General features: G+C 64.0%; 18 protein-coding genes and 2 pseudogenes. 4 read left to right on the forward strand and 16 right to left on the reverse strand.

Features of this window, described 5'->3' with window-relative positions:
* The 7 genes and pseudogenes from AC0L23_RS38415 to AC0L23_RS38445 form a co-directional block, all read right to left on the reverse strand.
* Positions 1–76 (reverse strand): annotated as a pseudogene (locus tag AC0L23_RS38415) (thiamine pyrophosphate-binding protein); the annotation flags it as partial.
* A 58-nt stretch (positions 77–134) separates the two neighbouring features.
* Positions 135–830, reverse strand: a pseudogene (locus AC0L23_RS38420) (ABC transporter permease); the annotation flags it as partial.
* Complete coding sequence (locus AC0L23_RS38425; RefSeq protein ID WP_039798931.1) at positions 827–1,639, reverse strand: ABC transporter permease; 813 nt, start codon at positions 1,637–1,639, stop codon at positions 827–829. The gene AC0L23_RS38425 and the pseudogene AC0L23_RS38420, both read right to left, overlap by 4 nt.
* Positions 1,640–1,711: 72 nt before the next feature.
* Complete coding sequence (locus tag AC0L23_RS38430) at positions 1,712–2,770, reverse strand: ABC transporter substrate-binding protein (protein WP_085351934.1); 1,059 nt, start codon at positions 2,768–2,770, stop codon at positions 1,712–1,714.
* A 28-nt stretch (positions 2,771–2,798) separates the two neighbouring features.
* Positions 2,799–4,106 (reverse strand): NAD(P)/FAD-dependent oxidoreductase, encoded by a 1,308-nt coding sequence (locus AC0L23_RS38435; RefSeq protein WP_166517581.1) that lies wholly within the window; start codon positions 4,104–4,106, stop codon positions 2,799–2,801.
* A 15-nt stretch (positions 4,107–4,121) separates the two neighbouring features.
* Positions 4,122–4,838 carry an HAD family hydrolase gene (locus AC0L23_RS38440; RefSeq protein WP_018454007.1) on the reverse strand — a complete coding sequence of 239 codons (717 nt, stop codon included), beginning with the start codon at positions 4,836–4,838 and terminating at the stop codon, positions 4,122–4,124.
* A gap of 36 nt (positions 4,839–4,874) precedes the next feature.
* The gene (locus AC0L23_RS38445; RefSeq protein ID WP_018454006.1) at positions 4,875–5,957 is read right to left on the reverse strand and encodes an ABC transporter ATP-binding protein; all 1,083 of its coding nucleotides are present in this window, start codon (positions 5,955–5,957) and stop codon (positions 4,875–4,877) included.
* A gap of 210 nt (positions 5,958–6,167) precedes the next feature.
* Here AC0L23_RS38445 and AC0L23_RS38450 point away from each other — a divergent pair, with 210 nt between their 5' ends.
* A complete protein-coding gene (locus AC0L23_RS38450; protein ID WP_085395712.1) occupies positions 6,168–7,106 on the forward strand; it encodes a LysR family transcriptional regulator in 939 nt (312 codons plus the stop codon).
* Between the two features lie 57 nt (positions 7,107–7,163).
* Here the strand turns inward: AC0L23_RS38450 and AC0L23_RS38455 are convergent, their stop codons facing one another.
* From AC0L23_RS38455 to AC0L23_RS38485, 7 genes are all read right to left on the reverse strand, one after another.
* Positions 7,164–8,075 (reverse strand): lipase family protein, encoded by a 912-nt coding sequence (locus tag AC0L23_RS38455; protein WP_085395713.1) that lies wholly within the window; start codon positions 8,073–8,075, stop codon positions 7,164–7,166.
* A 263-nt stretch (positions 8,076–8,338) separates the two neighbouring features.
* Positions 8,339–9,529 carry a mannonate dehydratase gene (gene uxuA / locus AC0L23_RS38460; RefSeq protein WP_473358284.1) on the reverse strand — a complete coding sequence of 397 codons (1,191 nt, stop codon included), beginning with the start codon at positions 9,527–9,529 and terminating at the stop codon, positions 8,339–8,341.
* A 15-nt stretch (positions 9,530–9,544) separates the two neighbouring features.
* The gene (locus AC0L23_RS38465; protein ID WP_085361528.1) at positions 9,545–10,594 is read right to left on the reverse strand and encodes an L-idonate 5-dehydrogenase; all 1,050 of its coding nucleotides are present in this window, start codon (positions 10,592–10,594) and stop codon (positions 9,545–9,547) included.
* Positions 10,591–11,997, reverse strand: a complete 1,407-nt coding sequence (locus tag AC0L23_RS38470; RefSeq protein ID WP_085351941.1) for a TRAP transporter large permease — start codon at positions 11,995–11,997, stop codon at positions 10,591–10,593. The genes AC0L23_RS38465 and AC0L23_RS38470 overlap by 4 nt, the downstream gene beginning before the upstream one ends.
* Positions 11,998–12,001: 4 nt before the next feature.
* A complete protein-coding gene (locus AC0L23_RS38475; protein ID WP_018454000.1) occupies positions 12,002–12,580 on the reverse strand; it encodes a TRAP transporter small permease in 579 nt (192 codons plus the stop codon).
* A 136-nt stretch (positions 12,581–12,716) separates the two neighbouring features.
* Positions 12,717–13,676 carry a sialic acid TRAP transporter substrate-binding protein SiaP gene (locus AC0L23_RS38480; protein ID WP_162496399.1) on the reverse strand — a complete coding sequence of 320 codons (960 nt, stop codon included), beginning with the start codon at positions 13,674–13,676 and terminating at the stop codon, positions 12,717–12,719.
* Positions 13,677–13,780: 104 nt separating this feature from the next.
* Positions 13,781–14,590: a FadR/GntR family transcriptional regulator gene (locus tag AC0L23_RS38485; protein WP_085361530.1), complete on the reverse strand. Its 810-nt coding sequence runs from the start codon at positions 14,588–14,590 to the stop codon at positions 13,781–13,783.
* A 144-nt stretch (positions 14,591–14,734) separates the two neighbouring features.
* Here AC0L23_RS38485 and AC0L23_RS38490 point away from each other — a divergent pair, with 144 nt between their 5' ends.
* Positions 14,735–16,204, forward strand: a complete 1,470-nt coding sequence (locus tag AC0L23_RS38490; RefSeq protein WP_085361544.1) for a mannitol dehydrogenase family protein — start codon at positions 14,735–14,737, stop codon at positions 16,202–16,204.
* Positions 16,205–16,303: 99 nt separating this feature from the next.
* Entirely contained in the window at positions 16,304–16,711 is a 408-nt protein-coding gene (locus AC0L23_RS38495; RefSeq protein WP_085361531.1) for a nuclear transport factor 2 family protein, read from the forward strand.
* Between the two features lie 69 nt (positions 16,712–16,780).
* Here the strand turns inward: AC0L23_RS38495 and AC0L23_RS38500 are convergent, their stop codons facing one another.
* A complete protein-coding gene (locus AC0L23_RS38500) occupies positions 16,781–17,497 on the reverse strand; it encodes an HAD family hydrolase (RefSeq protein ID WP_085351942.1) in 717 nt (238 codons plus the stop codon).
* 144 nt (positions 17,498–17,641) lie between these two features.
* Between AC0L23_RS38500 and AC0L23_RS38505 the strand changes: the two genes are divergently transcribed.
* Positions 17,642–18,496 (forward strand): SDR family oxidoreductase, encoded by an 855-nt coding sequence (locus AC0L23_RS38505; protein WP_085351943.1) that lies wholly within the window; start codon positions 17,642–17,644, stop codon positions 18,494–18,496.
* A 7-nt stretch (positions 18,497–18,503) separates the two neighbouring features.
* Here the strand turns inward: AC0L23_RS38505 and AC0L23_RS38510 are convergent.
* Positions 18,504–19,121, reverse strand: a 618-nt coding sequence (locus AC0L23_RS38510) for a dienelactone hydrolase family protein (RefSeq protein ID WP_473358285.1), incomplete at its 5' end; no start/stop codon positions are given.

The following is a 19,121-nucleotide window of genomic DNA, read 5'->3' on the forward strand; positions in this document are numbered from 1 at the left end:
CGAAGCAGACGCCGGGACGCCCGGTGAGCTTGCCATAGGCTTCCGCCATCATCGCCGCACCGCCTTCGGCGCGGCAGCAGTACCAGCACGAAGGAGGCCGCCGTCATCAGCGTCGAGATGGCAGCGATGGTCGGGTCGATCTCGTCGCGGAGGGCGGTGAACATGCGCTTGGTCAGCGGCTGATACTGGCCGCCGGAGATGAAAAGCGCGACGATGGTCTCGTCCATCGCCGAGATGAAGGCGAAGATGCCGCCTGCGACCACGCTGGACTTGATCTGCGGCAAGGTCACCGCGAAGAAGCTACGCAGGCGATTCATGCCGAGGCTGCGTGCGACCATCTCCTGCGCCGGATCGAAACTCTGCAAGCCCGCCAGCACCGAAATGATCACGTAAGGCAGCCCCAGCATCACATTGGCGAGCACCAGGCCCGGCAGCGTCGCGACCAAGCCGATTTTGGCATAGAGGAAGAAGATCCCCACCGCAGTGATGATGATCGGCACCACCAGCGGCAACAGCAGCATCATGTGGATCAGCCGCATGATCCGCAGCTTCGACTGGCTGATGGCATAGGCGGCGGAGACGCCGAGCGGCGTTGCGATAAGCACGGTAAGGAGCGCGACCGTCAGCGTTACCCGCGTCGCCTGCATCCAGGCCGCGTTGGAGAAATACTGCTGATACCAGCGCAGCGAGAACGACGGAGGCGGAAAGGTCAGAAAACGCGCGCTGGAGAAGGAGATCGGCGCGATGATCAGCACCGGCAGGATCAGGTAGACCAGCACCAGCGCGCTGATCACATAGAGGGCGATCCGGGCGGGTGACAATCGCGTCATTTCTGCCCCAATATGCGATCGAGCGAGATGAAGCGGCTGACGACGAAGAAGATCGCGAGCACGCTTAAGAGCAGCACGACGGCGACTGCGCTCGCCGCGCCGAACTGGTTGTAGAGCTCGACATTGCGGCTCACCAGCATCGACACCATCACCGTGCGGCCGCCGCCGAGCAGTTCCGGCGTGATGTAAAAACCGAGGCAGAGCACGAACACCATGGTGCAGCCTGCCAGCACGCCCGGCAGAGACAGCGGCAGGAAGACGCGGACGAAGGTGAGCGACGGGCTCGCTCCCAGGCTGGCGCCGGCCTGCATGAGGTCGGACGGGATCTTCTGCATGGTGGCGTAGAGCGGCAGCACCATGAACGGCAAGAGGATGTGTACCGTCGCAACCACCGTGCCGAAGGTGTTGTGCACCAGCGCGAGCGGTTCGCTCGTCACCTCGAGATAACGCAAAAGCTGGTTGATCACGCCGGTACGCTGGAGCAGCGCCAGCCAGGCATAGGCCCGCACCAGCACGCTGGTCCAGAATGGCAGCACGACCAGCGACAGGATGAGAATGCTCCATCCTTTCGGCACCGAGTTGGCGAGGTAGGCCACGGGATAGCCAAGCAGCAGCGCGATTCCCGTGACCACGAGGCTGATCTCGAAGGTCAGCGCAAAGCTGCGCCAGTAGATGTCTTCGGTGAAGACGCGGCGATAATTCTCCAGCGTGAAGCCGTCATGGTAGATCGACTGCCAGGCGAGCCAGCCGACCGGCAGCACGATCAGAGCCAAGATCACCAGCAGCGCCGGCGACACCAATGCCAGCATCAGGCCGTGTTCGCGACGCTGATGCTTTTGGGAGGGATCCGGCACGGATGTCATCGACGCGGCCCGCTTCGCCTACTTCTGCATGAACGACGCCCAACGCTTCTCGGCGGCTTCGCCCGCCGGCGAGGACCACCAGGCGTAGGACATCAGCGCCTGCTTCGCCGCGTTCGCGGGCTCGCTCGGCAATTGCGCGGCGCGCTCGGGCTTGATCACGCCGGTCTCGAACGCCTTGGGATTGCCCGGACCATAATCGATATTGAGCGGCAGATTGGCCTGGTGCACGGGATCGACGGCCTCGTTGAGGAATTTGACTGCCGTCTCGAGATTCGGCGCGCCCTTGAGAATGCAGAGCGAGGTGCTCTGCAAAACGCCCTGGTTGTAGGTGAAGGCGACCTTGGCGCCTTCCTTCGCGACTGCGCTGACGCGGCCGTTCCAGGCCATCTCCATGTCGACCTCGCCGTCATTGAGAAGCTGTGCCGACTGCGCACCGGAGGTCCACCACACCGTGATGTGCGGCTTGATCTCTTCCAGCTTCTTGAAGGCGCGCTCGACGTCGAGCGGATAGAGCTTGTCGGGCGCGACGCCGTCGGCCATCAGGGCCGCCTCGAGCGTCGCGAACGGGTGGTTACGCAGTGCGCGGCGCCCGGGAAATTTCTTGACGTCCCAGAAATCGGCCCAGCTGTTCGGCGCGTCCTTCGGAAACGTCTTCTGGCTGTAAGCCAGTACGCTGGAATAGAACTCGTAGGAAACCGAATAGGGGCTGCGATAGGACTCCGGCATCGCGGCGCCATTCGGGATCTTCGAGAAGTCGAGCTTCTCGATCAGCCCCTGCTCGCCGCCACGCAGGCAGTTGCCGGTCGGAGTATCGACGACATCCCAGATCGGCTTGCCGCTGCCGACTTGCGTTTTGATTGCGGGCCAGGCATCGGGAATGGAGTCCTGGTTGACGGTGATGCCGAGCTTCTTGGCGGTGGGATCGAGAATCGCCACCGTCTGCGCCTGCTGGTAGGCGCCGCCTTGCGAGACGAAGGTGATCTGTTCGGCAGCGGCGGCGATGCCGGTTGTTGCGAACATTCCGAGCGATCCGCCCAACAAAGCGTAGCCAAATCGAAAATCTCGTTTCGTCGTCATCCTCGCCTCCTCTGTCACTAATTAAATGTCACTGTCCGATCGCATCGAGAAACTGGTACCAGCCGGCGACCATGCGCACGGCGGGCTCGCGCAACGGATAGAACGGGATGGCTTTCAATCGCCTCGCGTCGAGCAGCCCGACCTCTGGCGTCTCGCCGCGCACGAAAGCGGCGAGATAGCGGCCCATCAGGCTCGACATCGCCACGCCCGCGCCGTTGTAGCCCATCGAGAACAGCGTGCGGTCGTCGAGCCGGCCGATATGCGGCACGGAGTCCAACGTCATCCCGACCAGGCCCGACCATTTGTAGGCGAGCGGGACGTCGGCAAGGTCGGGAAAGATTCCGACCATCGCCTTGCGCAACGCGTCGAAAGCGGTTTCCGAATCCTGCTTGCCGAACGCGCCGCGGCCGCCAAAAATCACACGATTGTCGACCATGCGGAACCAGCGCATCATGCGCTTGGTCTCGGTGTAGGTGCGCCCGGTCGGCATCAGGCTTCCCGCGAGGTTGCGCGGCAGCCTGTCGGTCGCGATGATGGCGCTTCGGAACGGGATCAGCGTGCGCTGCATGTTCGTCGTCGCGCCGGTGAGGTCGGAATAGCTGTTGGTGGCGATGATCGCGTGCTTTGCCCGCACTGCGCCTTGCGGCGTTTCAGCGACGATGCCGCTGTTGTCGCGGCGGAGCCTTACGACCGGCGACTCCTGGAAAATCGGGATGCCGCGGCGCGCCACGCCATCGGCAAGGCCGCGCAGATAATTCAGCGGATGGATGCCGCCGGAGCCGGGATTGAGCACGCCGCCGACGAAGATGTCGGAGCCAGTCTCGTCGCGCACTTGCCCCTTGTCGAGGATGCGGACCTCCGCATCCCCCATCTCGCGCTTCATCCAGTTGGCCTCGTCGATCGCGGCCTTCAGGGTCGTCTCGTTGTGAGCGGCCTTGACCTGGCCGGTGCGCGTCAACGCGGCACTGGTGATGCCAAATTCGGAGACCAGCTCCTCGACGATATCAGTGGATTCATGCGCGATCCCGTACATGCGCTGCGCCATGGCGCGGCCGTGCACGGCGTCGATCTCGCGGAACGAGAGGCGGAACTTTGCGGTGATCACGCCGCCATTGCGTCCACTCGCGCCCCAGCCCGGGCGGTTGGCCTCGAGTACGATCGGCGACAAACCGCTTTTGGCGATGTGGTGCGCAGCAGACAGGCCCGTGTAGCCCGCACCGATGATCACCACATCCGCCTGGTGCTCGCCTGACACGACCGGAAACTCGCGCGCCGGCTCGGCCGTGGCGGCCCACAGCGAGTTGGCCGACGGCAGCGCGTTCCAGTCCCGTGTCATGCCACCGCTCATGCCTTACGCCGCCGGCCCGATGGCCGCATCGGCAAGCGCCTTCAACGTCGGAAAATGGAAGTCCGGCTTGGTCAGCGTCTCCACGGCCGGTGTGCCTCCGAAACCGGCCATGCCCTGGCGGCGCTCGATCCAGCACACCTTGTAGCCGAGTTTCCGCGCAATCCCGATGTCGTGATACTGGCTCTGCGCGACGTGAAGGATATCGGACTGCTTGTAGCCGAAAGCGGACTGGCGGCCCTTGTTGTAGGCGAAAAACTCCGGATCGGGTTTCGCAACGCCAGTCTCGTCGGCGCAAACGGTATCGTCGAAGGGATTGCCGAGCGCGTGCGCGTAACAGGACAGCGCGACGCGGTCGGCATTGGTCATCGCGACCAGGCGGAATTTGGTTCTCAGGCGCTTCAGAGCCTCGACCGAGTCTGGGAACGGTCCCCAGCGCAGCACCGCGAGCTGGAACACGTCGCAGGAGGCGTCATCGGCCTGCAGCCCGAGTTCCTTGGCAAGATAGCGATAGACATGGAACATCACCTCGCTCGAACGCTCGTGGTGCTTGTCGCGACCGCGCTTGTAGGATTCGAAGATCTTGTCGTCGCTGAGCTCGGCCGGCGACTTGCCCGAGATCCGGCGCACCGCGGAGAGCACGCCGGTCTCGAAATCGATCAAGGTGCCGACGACGTCGAAGGTGAGAACCTTGAAATTGCTGAACGAGGCTGCTGACGACATTTTTGGCTTCTTCTCTCGGTTGGACAAGGCTTGGGTTCAGTCCCTCACCCTGGGCACGACGATGGTGTCCTCGGGGTGAAGGGTCACGGTAAGGCTGCCGCCCAGCGGCGGGATGCGGCTGTAGGCCTGGTGATAGCTCGCCTGGCGCAGGCTGAGCACGATGCCATCGGCGAGCGCCAGGAAGATGCGCAGGCTCTCGCCCTGATAGACGATGTCGGTGACCGTGCCGGTGAGCCGATTGCAGGCGGTGTCCGGCGCACCATCGTCGATCAGCAGTTTTTCGCTGTGCACGGCGAGCATCAGCGCGTCCCCGTCGGGAATGGCGCGGGCGCTGCGCAGAAGCACATTGCCGAGCGCAACGCCGGAGGCATCCACGCGTCGCACGGGAAGCATCGTGGCCTCGCCAATGAAACTCGCGACGAAGGAATCCGCGGGATGATCGTGCAGGCGCTCGGGCGCGTCGATCTGGATCAGCCTGCCGTCCTTCATCACGGCGACGCGGTCGCTCATGGTCAGCGCTTCGCGCTGATCGTGGGTGACGTAGATGATGGTGGCGCCGATGCGCTTGTGCAGCGCGCGTAGCTCGATCTGCATGGATTCGCGCAGTTGCTTGTCGAGCGCGGACAGCGGTTCGTCCATCAGGATCAGCCGCGGCTCGAAGATCATGGCGCGTGCGAGCGCCACGCGCTGGCGCTGGCCGCCGGAGAGTTGCGCGATACCGCGCTCTTCGTAGCCGGCAAGACCGACCATCGAAAGCGCCGCGCGCACCTTATCCGGCCAGGCCGCCTTCGGCAGCCGTCGCGCGCGCAAGGGAAAGGCAACATTCTCGCCGACGCTCATATGCGGGAACAGCGCGTAGTTCTGGAACACGACGCCGATGTCGCGCTTGTGCGGCGGCATCCAGGTGACGTCGCGGCCGCCGAACAAGATCGTTCCGCTCGATGGCAGGATGAAGCCGCCGAGGATGCCGAGCAACGTCGTCTTGCCGGAGCCGGAGGGGCCGAGCAGGGAGACGAACTCGCCGGCGGCGACATTGAGGGACACGTCGTCGAGGGCGCGAACGGCACCATAGGCCTTGCTCGCGGATCTGATCTCGACGCTTTCCGCTCGTTTGTCCAACGATCGACCTCGCCATGTCCTGAGCCGGCGTGCTTCACTGCGCGCCATAAGCCTGCTTTATAGACAGGAATTTGAGCACTCCTGGTCGAAGCGTGCACCGCACCAACATCTTCGCTCGCAGGCCCTGTCTTTTGGCTATGACGCCAATGACACCAGACTTGGCAAAACTCGGCAATTGCCAAATTCTCACCTGGGTCATAACATGGTGTTATGCCAGAGCTGCGCCGGATGCTGCCCTCAAGTAACGCCCTGTTCGTCTTCGACGCAGCGGCGCGCAACGGCAGCTTCACGGCGGCGGCCGCCGAACTGAACGTCACCCAGCCTGCGGTGAGCCGGATGCTGGGTCAGTTCGAGGACCATCTCGGCGTTCGCCTATTCGACCGCAAGGCGGGACGCGCGGTGCTCACTGAGGAAGGCGAACTCTTGTATCGCCGCGTGCTCGAAGGCTTTCGCAGCATCGAAAGCGGGCTGGTCGAGATCGAGCGGCGCCGGAAGGGCACCGAGACGGTGACACTGTCGGTCTCCTCCGCCTTCACCACGCATTGGCTGATGCCGCGCATCGACAAGCTGCAGAAGCAATTTCCTCAGGTCGATTTGCGCTTTCAGCTGATCTCCGGCGCGCTGCGCGGACCGGTGGAGAATGTCGACCTCGGCATGCGCTTCCGCGATCGCGAGGAGCCGTCATCCGGCGGCACGCTGGTGATGAAGGAGGTCATGCTGCCGATGTGCAGCCCTGCCTATCTCGGCGAAACCGATCCCGCCGAAGGCAACACCATCATTCGGCTCGCCGAGACGCCGGGCGACTGGGCCGCGGATTACGCATCGCTTCTCACCGGGCGCCGCGGTGTGGCCAAGGCGCTGAGCTTCACGGACTATGCCGTCGTGATGCAGGCCGCCCTGCTCGGCCAGGGCATCGCGCTCGGTTGGCTGACTGTCGCCTCGCACTGGCTGTTGACCGGCGCGCTGGTGCCGGCCTCCGACACGCTCACCACCACACGCCGCATCTGCGAATTCCTGCCACCGCGCAACCGGCCGATGCGTCCCATCGCCGCCGAGATCCGCGACTGGATCACCGCGCAGATGAAAAGCGAGATCTCCGCGATCGACCGGCTCTATCCGAAGCTCGGCGCGATGGCGGCTTGCTACTAGAGCGTTTTCGGGCGAAGTGGACCGGTTCACGTGAAGAAAACGCATCAAAACCGGAGTCTAGGCGGGTGTCAGCGCGGCACAGTAACGATCGGGCAGGTGATCGCCGATCCCTGCCGGCAGCAGCACCGTGAGCCTGCCGACGACATCCGTCCGCGTGTTCTCGGATACGCCGCTGAGGAGATTGCGGACCTGCTCACCAATTCCAGCATTCGCCATTGGCTCATCCGAACCAACATTCGTCGTGAGCTGGCTGGCGCTGAATTTGGCGCCGCGTGCACAGGCGAGATAACGGCCGACGTGATGAAAGCCAAGCCTGTGCGGAGGCACGGTCGGGACGATGTCGGTGCCGTGCACGAGACGATAGGTCGTCCTGCCGAACGTACCGTTGTAGAGGGCGACGAAATCGTCGCGGCCCACGCGCGGACAACCGTAAAGATAGATCTGCGCATCCGCGAGCTGGAGCTGCTCCCGCGCCAAGTCCGCCGTTGCCACCGCGATCGCGGCGCCGAGGCTGTGCCCAGTGATGAAGATCGGTGATTTGCGCGCCAGCGCTGCCGCCAGTGCGCTCTTCACGTCGTCCCACACGGCCGCCGCCGCATCGACGAACCCCTGGTGCACGGGCGCCTTCGGTCGGCCAAGCGTGAAATCGCTGACCCAGTTCAGGAGATGAAGCGGGTCGGTGCCGGCGAAGGCGACAATGGTTGCGTCGCCCTTGCTCGCGATGATCCCGCGCGTGTCGGTCAGCGGCAGCGTCGAATGCGCCGGCTGGCTCAGCAACTTGACGCCGGACAGATCCCAGAAAGGAGAGACCCTGTTGATCGTGTCCGGCACATGGGTCTCGTAGGCGAGTTGCGACATCCACATCATCGCGCGAGCGATGTCGAGATCAAAGCCGGTTGATGTCTCGTTGAATTTTGCAAATGCCCGTCGGTCATATTGATCGGGAGGAAGTTCGACCAGAATGCTCACATCAAGCTCCTAAATGGCTTATTGCTGCAATACGTCGATCGAAAACGGAATGACGCTACCTTCGCATATGGCTGGAATTTTGACAATCTGTGCGCGTGCCCGGGACGTATTCTGCCTTTGCGCCTAAGGGGACAAGGTTGAGACGAGGCACCTCTCCCCCCGCGTCATTGCGAGCGTAGCGAAGCAATCCAGAGTCCTTCCGCGGAGGAATTCTGGTTTGGTTCGCTGCGCTCGCAATGACGGTATGGATAAAGTTTTGGCCTCTATCGATGCTCGATCGCGCGGATCGCGCCGCGGAGCTCGGCCAGGCCGCGGAGGCGGCCAATCGCGGTGTAGCCCGGATTGGTGCGCTTGGTGGCCGCGAGATCGTCGAGCATGCGATGGCCGTGGTCGGGCCGGAACACAATTTTCTGGCCGGGCGAACGCCGCGCGTTCTCCTTCAGCAGCGCCTTCAGCACCGCGACCATGTCGACGTCACCGTCGAGATGATCGGACTCGTAGAAGGACAGGCCATCCGCCTCGCGCTTGGTCGCGCGCAGATGCGCAAAGGCAATGCGCGGGCCGAAGCGTTCGGCCATCGCGGGAAGATTGTTCTCGGCGCGCACGCCAAGCGACCCCGTGCACAGGCAGATACCATTCGCCTTTGACGGCACCGCATCGAACAACGCCTGATAGTCATCGGCGCTGGACGCGACGCGCGGCAGACCGAACAGCGGGCGCGGCGGGTCGTCCGGATGCAGCGTCAATGAGACCCCGAGCTGCTCGGCGACGGGGGTGACGCGGCCCAAAAACTCGGCGAGATGCTGCCGCAGGATTTTTGGCGTGACGTCGCGATATGTTTCGAGCCGATCGCGGAATTGCGGGATGGTCAACGGCTCGGTGGTGGAGCCCGGCAGCGCGCTGGCGATGACCATGACGAGATATTCGATATCGGCCTGGCTCATCTGCTCGAACAGTTTTTTCGCGCGGGCCTGCTGCTCGGGCGAGTATTCCTGGACGGCGGCGGGACGCTTCAGGATGTGCAGCTCGAAGGCCGCGAAACGGTCTTGGTCGAAGCGCATGGCGCGGGCGCCGTTCGGCAGCTCCCATTCGAGATCGGTGCGGCACCAATCCACGACGGGCATGAAGTTGTAGCAGATGATCTTGATGCCGGCCGCGGCAACCGCCTCCAGGCTGGCGATCCATGTCTCGATCGAGCGCGTCGCTTTAGCCCCGAGACGCTTGACGTCGTCGGGGATCGGAATCGATTCCACCACCGACCAGGTCAGCTGCGAGCGCCCGGGTTGGCCGCTCTCGATGAAGTTCTTGCGCTCCTCGACCGCCTTGCGTGTCCAGGCTTCGCCGATCGGCACCTGATGCAGCGCCGAGACGATGTCGCTCGCCCCGGCCTGCCTGACATCGTCGAGCGAGACCGGATCGTCCGGCCCGTACCAGCGCCATCCCTCGAGCATCATAAGAATTCTCCCCGATCAGTTCGCGGTCAGCACGACCTTGACGCTCTGCGAGCGGTCGAGCGCCAGCCGCAGCGCGTCCGGCGCGGTGGACAGCGGCCGCTCGGCGGTGACCAGCGACAGCACGTCGACGCTGCCGTCCGCGATCAGCTCCACCGCCGTCATGAACTCAAGCCCGAAGCGGAACGAGCCGCGCAGGTCGATCTCCTTGGCCATCACCGCATTGGCCGGCACCGGAATCTGGCCACCCGGCAAATTGCCGATCTGCACCACAACGCCGCCGCGCCTGACGATACCGATCGCACTGGCAAGGCCTGCAGCCGTGCCCGAGACTTCGAAAGCGACATCGTAGGGGCGCGAGGTGGCCTGCGCCTTCAGGCCTTCCTCGCCGGCTGCGACATTCTCGACGTGAGAGGCGCCGAGCCGGGTCGCAAAGGCCAGCGGCGCCGGCGCGATGTCGGCCACCGTGATGTCGGTCATGCCGGCGCGGCGCGCGGCGAGCATGGTCAGAAGCCCGATCGGACCGGCGCCGAAGATGATGCCGCGCTTGCCATCGATGTTGCCGGCACGCGCGACGGCGTGCAGGCAGACCGCGAGCGGTTCGGCGAGCGCCGCGGCCTGATAGGACACATGATCGGGAATCTTCACGCACTGTGCCGGGATCGCGTCGAAATAGTTGGCAAAGCCGCCCTGCATGTGCGGTGTCTTCGAGGCCGAGCCCATGAAGTAGATATTTTCGCAGAGGTTCTGCCGGCCTTGGCGGCAGGCGCCGCAATGGCCGCACCAGCGCGACGGGTTGACGGCAACGCGGTCGCCGACCTTCAGATTTGCCGCGGAGCCCGCGATCTCCACGACCTCGCCGGAGATTTCATGGCCGAGCACCAGCGGCGATTTCACGACGAAATCGCCGGTCCGGGCATGGCGGAAATAATGCATGTCCGAGCCGCAGATGCCGCCGGCGCCGAAACGGAGGCGCACCATGCCTTCAGCGAGCTTGTCGAGCGGATGCTCGACCATGCGCAGATCTTCGGGGCCAAACAGGGTTGCGGCGAGAGCAGTTGAGGTCATTTGGAAAGTCCCATGTATTTCGGTAGCCACAGGGTCAATTCGGGGATGTAGGTGATCGCGATCAGCGCAACCATCAGCGGCACCAGCCACGGCAGGATCGCCACCGTCGTGCGCTCGACCGAGAGCTTTGCGACGCGCGCGAGCACGAACAACACCATGCCGAGCGGCGGATGCAGCAGACCGATCATCAGGTTCAGCGTCATGATCAGACCGAAATGGATCGGGTCGATGCCGAGCTTGAGCACGATCGGCAACAGGATCGGCACCAGAATGGTGATCGCCGCCGTGGTGTCGATGAAGCAGCCGACGAACAGGATCAGGACGTTGGCGAGCGCCAGGAACACCCATTTGTTGTGGGTGATGCTGAGCATCCAGTCCGACAGCATCTGGGCTGCCTGCGACACCGTCAGCAGCCAGGCGAAGATCGAGGCTGCCGTGACGATGAACAGCACCGAAGCCGTGGTCTCGATGGTGTCGAAAGTCGCTTTCGCGACCGTTTTCATCGTCATGGTGCGGTAGCGTACCAGGCCGAGGAACAGCGACCAGATCACGGCGGCGACCGCGGCTTCCGTTGGGGTGAACCAGCCGAGCGTCATGCCGCCGATCAGGATCACCGGCGCCATCAGCGCCATCACCGCGGAGAAGTCGAAGTACCAGTCGATCGCGAGCAGCGCGAACAGGCCGAGACCAACTGCCCAATTGGTGGAGAGACCGGCGACCGTCAGAAGCCAGACAGCCATCGGGAAGCTCAATACGACGAGGATCTCGAGCCCCGCCGATCCCAATTGCGGCCAGGAGAACGGCGTATCGCTGCCCCATTTGTTCTTGTGCGCGAAGTAGGTGACGGTGGCCATCATCAGGAGCGTCAGCACGACGCCTGGAATGACGCCCCCCAGAAACAGCGCGCCGATCGAGACGTTAGCCATCATGCCGTAGATCACGAAAGGCAGCGACGGCGGGATGATCGGCCCGAGCGTGGCGGAGGCCGCGGTGACGCCCACGGAGAATTCCGTGGAGTAGCCGTGGTCCTTCATCGCCTTGATCTCGATGGTACCGAGACCGGCGGCATCCGCGATCGCGGTGCCAGACATGCCGGAGAAGATCACCGAGCCAATGATATTGACGTGGCCGAGGCCGCCGCGCATCCAGCCGACCAGCGCGACGGCGAATTTATAGATGCGCCCGGTGACGCCCGCGATGTTCATGAGATTGCCGGCCAGGATGAAGAACGGCACGGCGAGCAACGGAAAGCTCTCGACACCGGCGATCATGCGCTGCGCCAGCGTGACGTCGGGCGTCACGCCGCTGACCAGGATGTAGAGCAGCGACGACGCCGCCATGGCGATGGCCACGGGAACGCCGAGCAGCATGAGGATGAGGAAGCCTCCAAGCAACAGCAACATGGAATTACCCTTCAAAGCCGTCGTAGGCGCCGGGACGTTCGAGGATCGAGTAGCCCTGCCGCAAATGTTGTATGGCCACTTGCACCGAGCGGACGAACATCAGCACGAAGCCCGCCAGCACGGCGTAATAGACGTAGTCCTTGGGAAGATTGATGGTGGTCATGGATTCGTCGCCGATGATCTGGATGTAGACCCAGACCAGCTTGATGGCGTAACCGAAGAAGACGATCCGAATCAGATCGATCACTGTCGACAATGCGCGCGCCACAAGGTGCGGAAGATAGCGATAGAGCAGGTCGACTTGGATGTGCCGCGACAGCCGCACGCACATCGAGGAGCCGATGAAGACCACGCCGATCAGGCAGTAGGTCGCGATCTCCTCGGTCCAGGCGTAGCTGTCGTTGAGGACGTAACGGGTGAAGAACTGGAGGAAGACGGCGAGCGCCATCACCCAGAAGATCGCCAGCGCGACCCAGTCCTCGAAAGCGTAGATGCCGAGATCGACCTTGGGCGTCGCCTCTTCCTCGAAGGTGTGGGCGATCTCGTCCGCGGTGATCTGCCGGTGCGTTTCGGCGGTGGACATGGGTGTGCTCCTCAAACTGATCACGTCGTTCCGGGATGGTGCGTCAGCACCAGACCCGGAACCTCGAGATTTTCAGGTGCGCAATTGCACACCGTAGTTCGGTCCTGCGGACCGCCCCGGGATGGCGACTACGTCGTTACTTCACCGCCTGAATGCGTTCCCAGTCGGCCTTGCGGTAGCCGAAAGTCTCGAACGCGACGTTCTTCAGCACGGTGTCGCGGAACTCGCTCTTGTCGACCTCGGTGACGGTCAGGCCCTTCTCCTTGAAGAAGGCGACCAGCTTGGCCTCGTTCTGCTTGATCTCCGCGGTCGCCTTGGCGGCGGCCTCCTGCGCGACGTCGGTGAAGATCTTCTTGTCCTCGTCGCTGAGCTTCTTCCAGAGCGCACCGGCCACCACCGTGTTGAGATGGTCGACGATGTGGCCGGTCAGCACGATGTGCTTCTGCACCTCGTAGAACTTCTTGGCCTCGATCGTGGTGAGCGGATTCTCCTGGGCTTCGACGGTACCGTTCTGGAGCGCCAGATAGACCTCGGCGAACGCGATCGGCGCGGTGTTGGCGCCGCAGGCGCGCGGCATAGCGAGATAGGCGGGCACATCGGGCACGCGCATCTTCAGGCCCTTGAGGTCGGCACAGGTCTTGATCGGCTTGTTCGACGAGGTCTGGCGCACGCCGTAATAGGTCACCGCGACGATGTGGTGGCCGCTCTTGTCCTCATAACCCTTGGTGAGCTCCTTGAAGATGTCGCTCTTGGTGTAGGCCAGCAGATGATCGGCATCGCGGAAGGTGTAGGGATAATAGGTCACGCCGATCGGCGGAAAGCTCTTGGCGGCAAAGCTCGAGCCGGAGATGATGATGTCGACCGAGCCGAGCGAGAGGCCCTGGTTGATGTCGGACTCCTTGCCGAGCTGCGACGCCGGATAGACGTCGATCGCATAGCGCCCGTTGGTGCGTTTGCCGATCTCCTGCGCGGCCCAGACTGAAGCAGTGTGGAACGGCTCCGAGGTCTCGTAGACATGGGCCCATTTGAGCTTGGCCTGCGCCATGCCGGCGCCAGTCGTAGCAATCATCGCCGCGGCCGAGACCGCCAGCACCATTGTCATCTTTTTCAACACTGACTTTTCCTCCATTTTTCAAGTCTGCTTCTTTTAAATCTGCTTCATGTCCGCCCGCCCCCAACGCGGGTGCGGGCCGCACGATCTCATCTCGGTCGCGCGCTGCTGCTCGCAGCTCGCTTCTTCTTCGGCGCACGTTCCGGTTTTGTCGGTTTTGCCGTCGATCGCGCCGCGCGCCCGGAGGACAGTCCTGCCGCGCTCTCGGCGCCGAAGTTCTGCGCAAAGCGCTCCTGGGATCTCGCGAGATGATCGCGCATGGCTTCGCGCGCGGCCCCGGGATCATGCGCCGCGATCGCGTCGCGCACCGCGCGATGCTCGTCGAGTGCAGTGCGCCACGTGCCCGGGCTCTCGAAATAATGCGCAAGCTGCGCGAAATAGGGATTGAGGCGCTGGTCGAACAACTCGCCGACCACGCGCACCAGAACGGCATTGCCGAGGCTTCCGGCGATCGCGATGTGGAAGGCGCGGTCGTGGACCATCGAGGCTTCGCCGGGGTGTTCTACATTCTCCATCGCGACAAGGGATGCATCGATGCGGGCAACGTCGTCCTTCGTCGCCACGCGCGCGGCTTCCTCGGCGATGGCGCTTTCCAGGAACTCGCGGGCGCGCAGCAGCTCGAACGGGCCCTCGATGACGGAAGCAGGCGCGGTCGCCGCAACCGCCGCCGGCTCGATCACATAGATGCCGGAACCGACGCGGATGCGGAGGCGGCCCTCGACTTCGAGCGCGATCAGGGCTTCGCGCACTGTCGGCCTGGATATCTTGAGCTGCTCGGCGAGTTCGCGCTCGGTCGGCAAGCGGCTGCCGACCGCGTACTCACCGCTGTCGATCAGGCTTCGCAATTGATCGGCGACTTGGCGATAAAGCCGTCTCGCCTCCACAGCTTCCAGCGGCACGCTGGTCCTCCCGAAAGGGTCATGCCGGCAGCTCTCGCTGCCCGCGGCCCGCCAATTTTGGAAAATTGGTCTTACCAATTGACCGCAGCATTGACCGAGGACGGGCGCCATGTCAAGCAGCGGCCAAACAAGGGGAAAGACCACATGCGCCTTGGCCGCGCCAATCTCGACCGGCTGCCACCCGGCATCCGCCGCCCGGCCTACGACCGTTCGCGGGTCACGCCCGGCATCGTGCATCTCGGCCTTGGCGCGTTTCATCGTGCCCACCAGGCCGTCGTCATCGACGATTGTCTTGGCGCCGGCGCCACGTCATGGGGCATCGTCGGCGCGAGCTTGCGCAGCCCTGATACACGCGACGCCCTCGCCCCGCAGGATCATCTCTATACGGTTGCCGTCCGTGCAGCCAAAGGCACTGAACACCGCATCATCGGTGCGCTGCTCGACAGCATGGTCGCGCGCGAAAGCCCGGCACGATTGGTCGAGCGAATGGCCGATCCCGCCATTCGCATCGTCTCCCTCACCGTCACCGAGAAAGGCTATTGCCACACGCCCCAGACCGGCGATCTCGACGAACGGCATCCTGATGTCGTGCACGACCTCAACAATTTCGACGCGCCGCGCTCGGCTCCCGGCTTCATCGTCGCCGCGCTGGCGCGCCGGCGGGCGCTGGGCGCCCCACCCTTCACCGTGCTGAGTTGCGACAACCTCGCCGCCAACGGCCACACCGTGCAGCGGATCGTGACGCAATTCGCCGCGCTGCGCTCGAAAGATCTCGGCAAGTGGATCGCGGATGCGGCGGCCTTCCCCTCGACCATGGTCGACCGGATCGTGCCGGAGACGACGGACGGTGACCGCGATGCGGTTTCATCAGCGCTCGGTTTGCGCGATGCATGGCCTGTCATGACCGAGCCCTTCACGCAATGGGTGGTCGAGGATCGCTTTACGGCCGGCCGGCCCGATCTTGCCGCCGCGGGCGTCGAACTGGTGAACGACGTCAAGCCGTTCGAGCTGATGAAGCTGCGGCTGCTCAACGCCAGCCATTCGGCGCTGGCCTATCTCGGCTATCTCGCAGGCTACGAGACCATCGCCGACACCATGCTGGATTCGCATTTCGCGCGCCTCGCCGCACAGGTGATGGAAGAGGCCGCGGTGACATTGACGATGCCATCAGGCGCAGATCTGGCCGCCTATCGCGCCTCGCTGCTCAGGCGCTTCGCCAATCCGGCGCTGCATCACCGCACCTGGCAGATCGCGATGGACGGCTCGCAAAAGCTGCCGCAGCGCCTGCTCGGCGCGATGCAGGATCGTCTCGCCAGGAACCTGCCGATCGCGACGCATGCGCTCGCGGTGGCCGGCTGGATGCGCTACGTCAGCGGCCTTGACGAGAAGGGCCGCACCATCGACGTGCGCGATCCGCTCGCAGCCGAGTTCGCCGGCTTGGCGCGCGAGGCAGGTCCCGTCGCCGAACGATTGGCACCCGCGCTGCTCGGCGTCGGAAAAGTGTTCGGGCCCTTGGGCGCCGAGCCGCGCCTGCGCGAAGCCGTGACCGCTGCGCTCGGCCGGCTCTACAAGGATGGCGCGCGGCGTGCGGTGGAGATTCTGGTCTCGGCGTGACCACAAAACGGGCAGCGATGCTGCATTGCGGTCCAGATCGACGGAAAGTCGACGGAAGTCTTGCTTGATTTTTGCCTGTCATTGCCCCACCCGAGAGGCATGGCAAAGGACAGCAAGGTGATCGCCGCGAACGCAGCGTTCTACGCCGCCTTTTCGACCGGCGATTTCGACGAAATGGAGCGGATGTGGGCGGACGATGACGCCATTTCCTGCATTCATCCCGGCTGGCCGGCCATCATCGGCCGGGCCACGGTGATCGGAAGCTGGCGCGACATCCTGCAGAGTCCGGAGCGGCCGCAGATCCTTTGCGCGGAACCGCAGGCCATCGTCGATGGCGACAGCGCGCGCGTGCTCTGCATCGAGATCGTCGACGGCACGGCATTGGCTGCGGCCAACCATTTTCGGCGCGTCGGCGACGACTGGCGCCTGGTGCACCACCAGTCCAGCCCGATCGCGCAGATTGTCGAGCAAGCTGAGGACGATAGAGCGAGCCACCGCGTCCATTGAGGGCGCCCGGCCCGCAGGCACATTCTACTGTGCATGGGGTTGTTTTTTCAGTTTTTTTGTTTTGCCGCCTCACCCGAGCCCCGACAGATCATCCAGCACGACCCGCGCCTGGCTAAAATCGTCGTCCCGGAAGAACATGCTTCTGGTGATGAGCACGGGAATGTTCGCCCGCGAAGCTGCGGTCAGGCCGTTAGCGGAATCCTCGATCGCGACGCAGTCGGACGCGTTGAGCTTCAGCCGCGCCAGGGTCTCGACATAGACATCCGGCGCAGGCTTTTTATGCCGCACGTCATCTCCGGCGACAATCGCATCAAAATCCGCGGCCCAGCACTTTCCCAGGGCGCGCGACAGCAGCGCGTCGATGTTGGCGTGCGACGTGGTCGTCGCGATCGCGAGCCGCTGGCGGCGCGCCTTGGCAGCGACGAGGAGATCCGTCACCCCGGGCCGTAAGGGGCAGCAGCCGGTTTGGACCAGTTCGGCATAATGCGCGGTCTTGATGCGGTGGAGTTCCGCGATGTCCACATCCGATAATGGCGCGGCGATCCTCAGCCTTTCATGGTGGGCGCGAATGCGTTCCTTGCCGCCCGTGACCCGCAGCAGGTCCTTGTAGACGGCCCGATCCCATTGCCAATCGAGACCGTGGCGGGCGAAGGCATGGTTGAAGGCCTGCCGATGCAGCTCTTCGGTCTCAGCCAAGGTGCCGTCGACGTCGAAGATCAGCGCGGCGGCGCGGCGGACTAGCTCAGCCGCGTCAGATAGCATGATGGCTGGCGCTTCTGCCTGCATGATCGATGCGTCCCTCCGGTGAGCGACCATCGCCTGCACAGGCGGGCGAGACAAATTGCAATATCTTTTGCCGGACCCAAAAATCTCTTATGAGCGGAGGCGCGCTGCGGCGCGAACGGGAACTCCGACCTGCAAGGAAGATGTATGCTGCTCTTTATCCTTGGCCTCGGCTACAGTGCGCGGCACTTCGTCCGCCTGTTCGGTGGCCGCTTCTCGCATATCGCCGGCACGGTGCGCGATCCCGCGCAGCGGGGCGCTCTCGCCGGCGTCGAGGTGCATGCTTTCTCCGGCAGCAGTCCGGCACGCGAGACGATCGAACGCATGAGGGACGCGGATGTCCTTCTCGTTTCGATCCCGCCCGGCAGTGCCGGCGATCCCGCAATCGCGGCCTTCTCCGGCCTGCTGGCGGCGGGCGGCGACCGCAAGATCGTCTATTTGTCCACGATCGGCGTATATGGTGATCACGCCGGCGGCTGGGTCGACGAGAGCACGCCGCCGAAGGCGGACCTCGACCGGACGCGCATGCGGGTCGCGGCGGAACAGGCATGGACCGACACGACCGGTGGCGACGCCGCGATCCTGCGGCTTGCGGGTATCTATGGCCCCGGCCGTAACGCGCTGGTGACGCTGCGCGCTCGAACGGCGCGGCGCATCATCAAGCCGGGACAGGTGTTCAACCGCATCCACGTCGACGACATCGCGAGCGCGATCATGGCTGCGATTCATCACCCGAGCGGCGGCACGTGGAACGTCTGCGACGACGAGCCGGCGCCGCCGCAGGAGGTGATCGCTTACGCGGCGAAGCTGATGAATGTTGCACCGCCGCCGGAAGAGCCGTTCGAGACCGCCGAGATGTCGGCGATGGCCCGCAGCTTCTATGCGAGCAGCGCCCGCGTCTCCAACGCGAAAATGAAGTGCGAGCTCGGCGTCACGCTTGCTTATCCGACCTACCGCCACGCCCTGGATGCGTTGTGGCAAGCGGGGGAAGGAGGATCATGATCAAGCGTCAGCTCAACACGCCATACTTCTTGAACCAGGCCTGGGCCTGCTTCCAGGCATCTTCTGCTGCGTCCTTGCGATAGCTGCCGCGGTAGTCGGCATGGAAGCCATGCGGCGCTTCCGGATAGATCTTGAACTCGGCCGTCTTCTTGTTCTGCTCCAAGGCTGTCTTGAGCTGCTCGACCTGGGCGACGGGAATGCAGGTATCGGCGCCGCCATAGAGGCCGAGCACCGGTGCCTTCATCTCGGGCGCGAGCTGCATCGGGCTCTTCGGCCACGGCCGATTGGCTGGATCGACCGGCGGACCGTAGAAGGCGACGCCGGCCTTGAGGCTGCCCCTGTGAGCGGCATATTCCCAGACGGTGCGTCCGCCGCGGCAGAAGCCGATGATGCCGAGCTTACCGGTGTCGCCGCCTTGCGATCCCGCCCACGCCACTGTCTCGGAATACTGGATCGCCCCGTCAAGCCGGGCGATGACAGGGAGTGTGTAGCCGTAGACACGCCTTCGCGTCCTCGCGGCGTTTCGCCCGAGCTTTGCCTGGTCATTCCACCCTCTTGTCCAAGAGGGCGCAGGGAAGGCCGGGTGCCGGCTGGCACCCGCGGTCCGCTGCGCGAAAATGTAGCG

The sequence above is a fragment of the Bradyrhizobium sp. MI1.4 genome (assembly GCF_055811315.1).

Coding starts and splice junctions, on each gene's coding strand:
- AC0L23_RS38425 (WP_039798931.1), bottom strand. CDS start 1,639: ATGCTGGCATTGGTGTCGCCGGCGCTGCTGGTGATCTTGGCTCTGATC.
- AC0L23_RS38430 (WP_085351934.1), bottom strand. CDS start 2,770: ATGACGACGAAACGAGATTTTCGATTTGGCTACGCTTTGTTGGGCGGA.
- AC0L23_RS38435 (WP_166517581.1), bottom strand. CDS start 4,106: ATGACACGGGACTGGAACGCGCTGCCGTCGGCCAACTCGCTGTGGGCC.
- AC0L23_RS38440 (WP_018454007.1), bottom strand. CDS start 4,838: ATGTCGTCAGCAGCCTCGTTCAGCAATTTCAAGGTTCTCACCTTCGAC.
- AC0L23_RS38450 (WP_085395712.1), top strand. CDS start 6,168: ATGCCAGAGCTGCGCCGGATGCTGCCCTCAAGTAACGCCCTGTTCGTC.
- uxuA (WP_473358284.1), bottom strand. CDS start 9,529: ATGATGCTCGAGGGATGGCGCTGGTACGGGCCGGACGATCCGGTCTCG.
- AC0L23_RS38465 (WP_085361528.1), bottom strand. CDS start 10,594: ATGACCTCAACTGCTCTCGCCGCAACCCTGTTTGGCCCCGAAGATCTG.
- AC0L23_RS38470 (WP_085351941.1), bottom strand. CDS start 11,997: ATGTTGCTGTTGCTTGGAGGCTTCCTCATCCTCATGCTGCTCGGCGTT.
- AC0L23_RS38475 (WP_018454000.1), bottom strand. CDS start 12,580: ATGTCCACCGCCGAAACGCACCGGCAGATCACCGCGGACGAGATCGCC.
- AC0L23_RS38480 (WP_162496399.1), bottom strand. CDS start 13,676: ATGGTGCTGGCGGTCTCGGCCGCGGCGATGATTGCTACGACTGGCGCC.
- AC0L23_RS38490 (WP_085361544.1), top strand. CDS start 14,735: ATGCGCCTTGGCCGCGCCAATCTCGACCGGCTGCCACCCGGCATCCGC.
- AC0L23_RS38495 (WP_085361531.1), top strand. CDS start 16,304: ATGGCAAAGGACAGCAAGGTGATCGCCGCGAACGCAGCGTTCTACGCC.
- AC0L23_RS38500 (WP_085351942.1), bottom strand. CDS start 17,497: ATGCAGGCAGAAGCGCCAGCCATCATGCTATCTGACGCGGCTGAGCTA.
- AC0L23_RS38505 (WP_085351943.1), top strand. CDS start 17,642: ATGCTGCTCTTTATCCTTGGCCTCGGCTACAGTGCGCGGCACTTCGTC.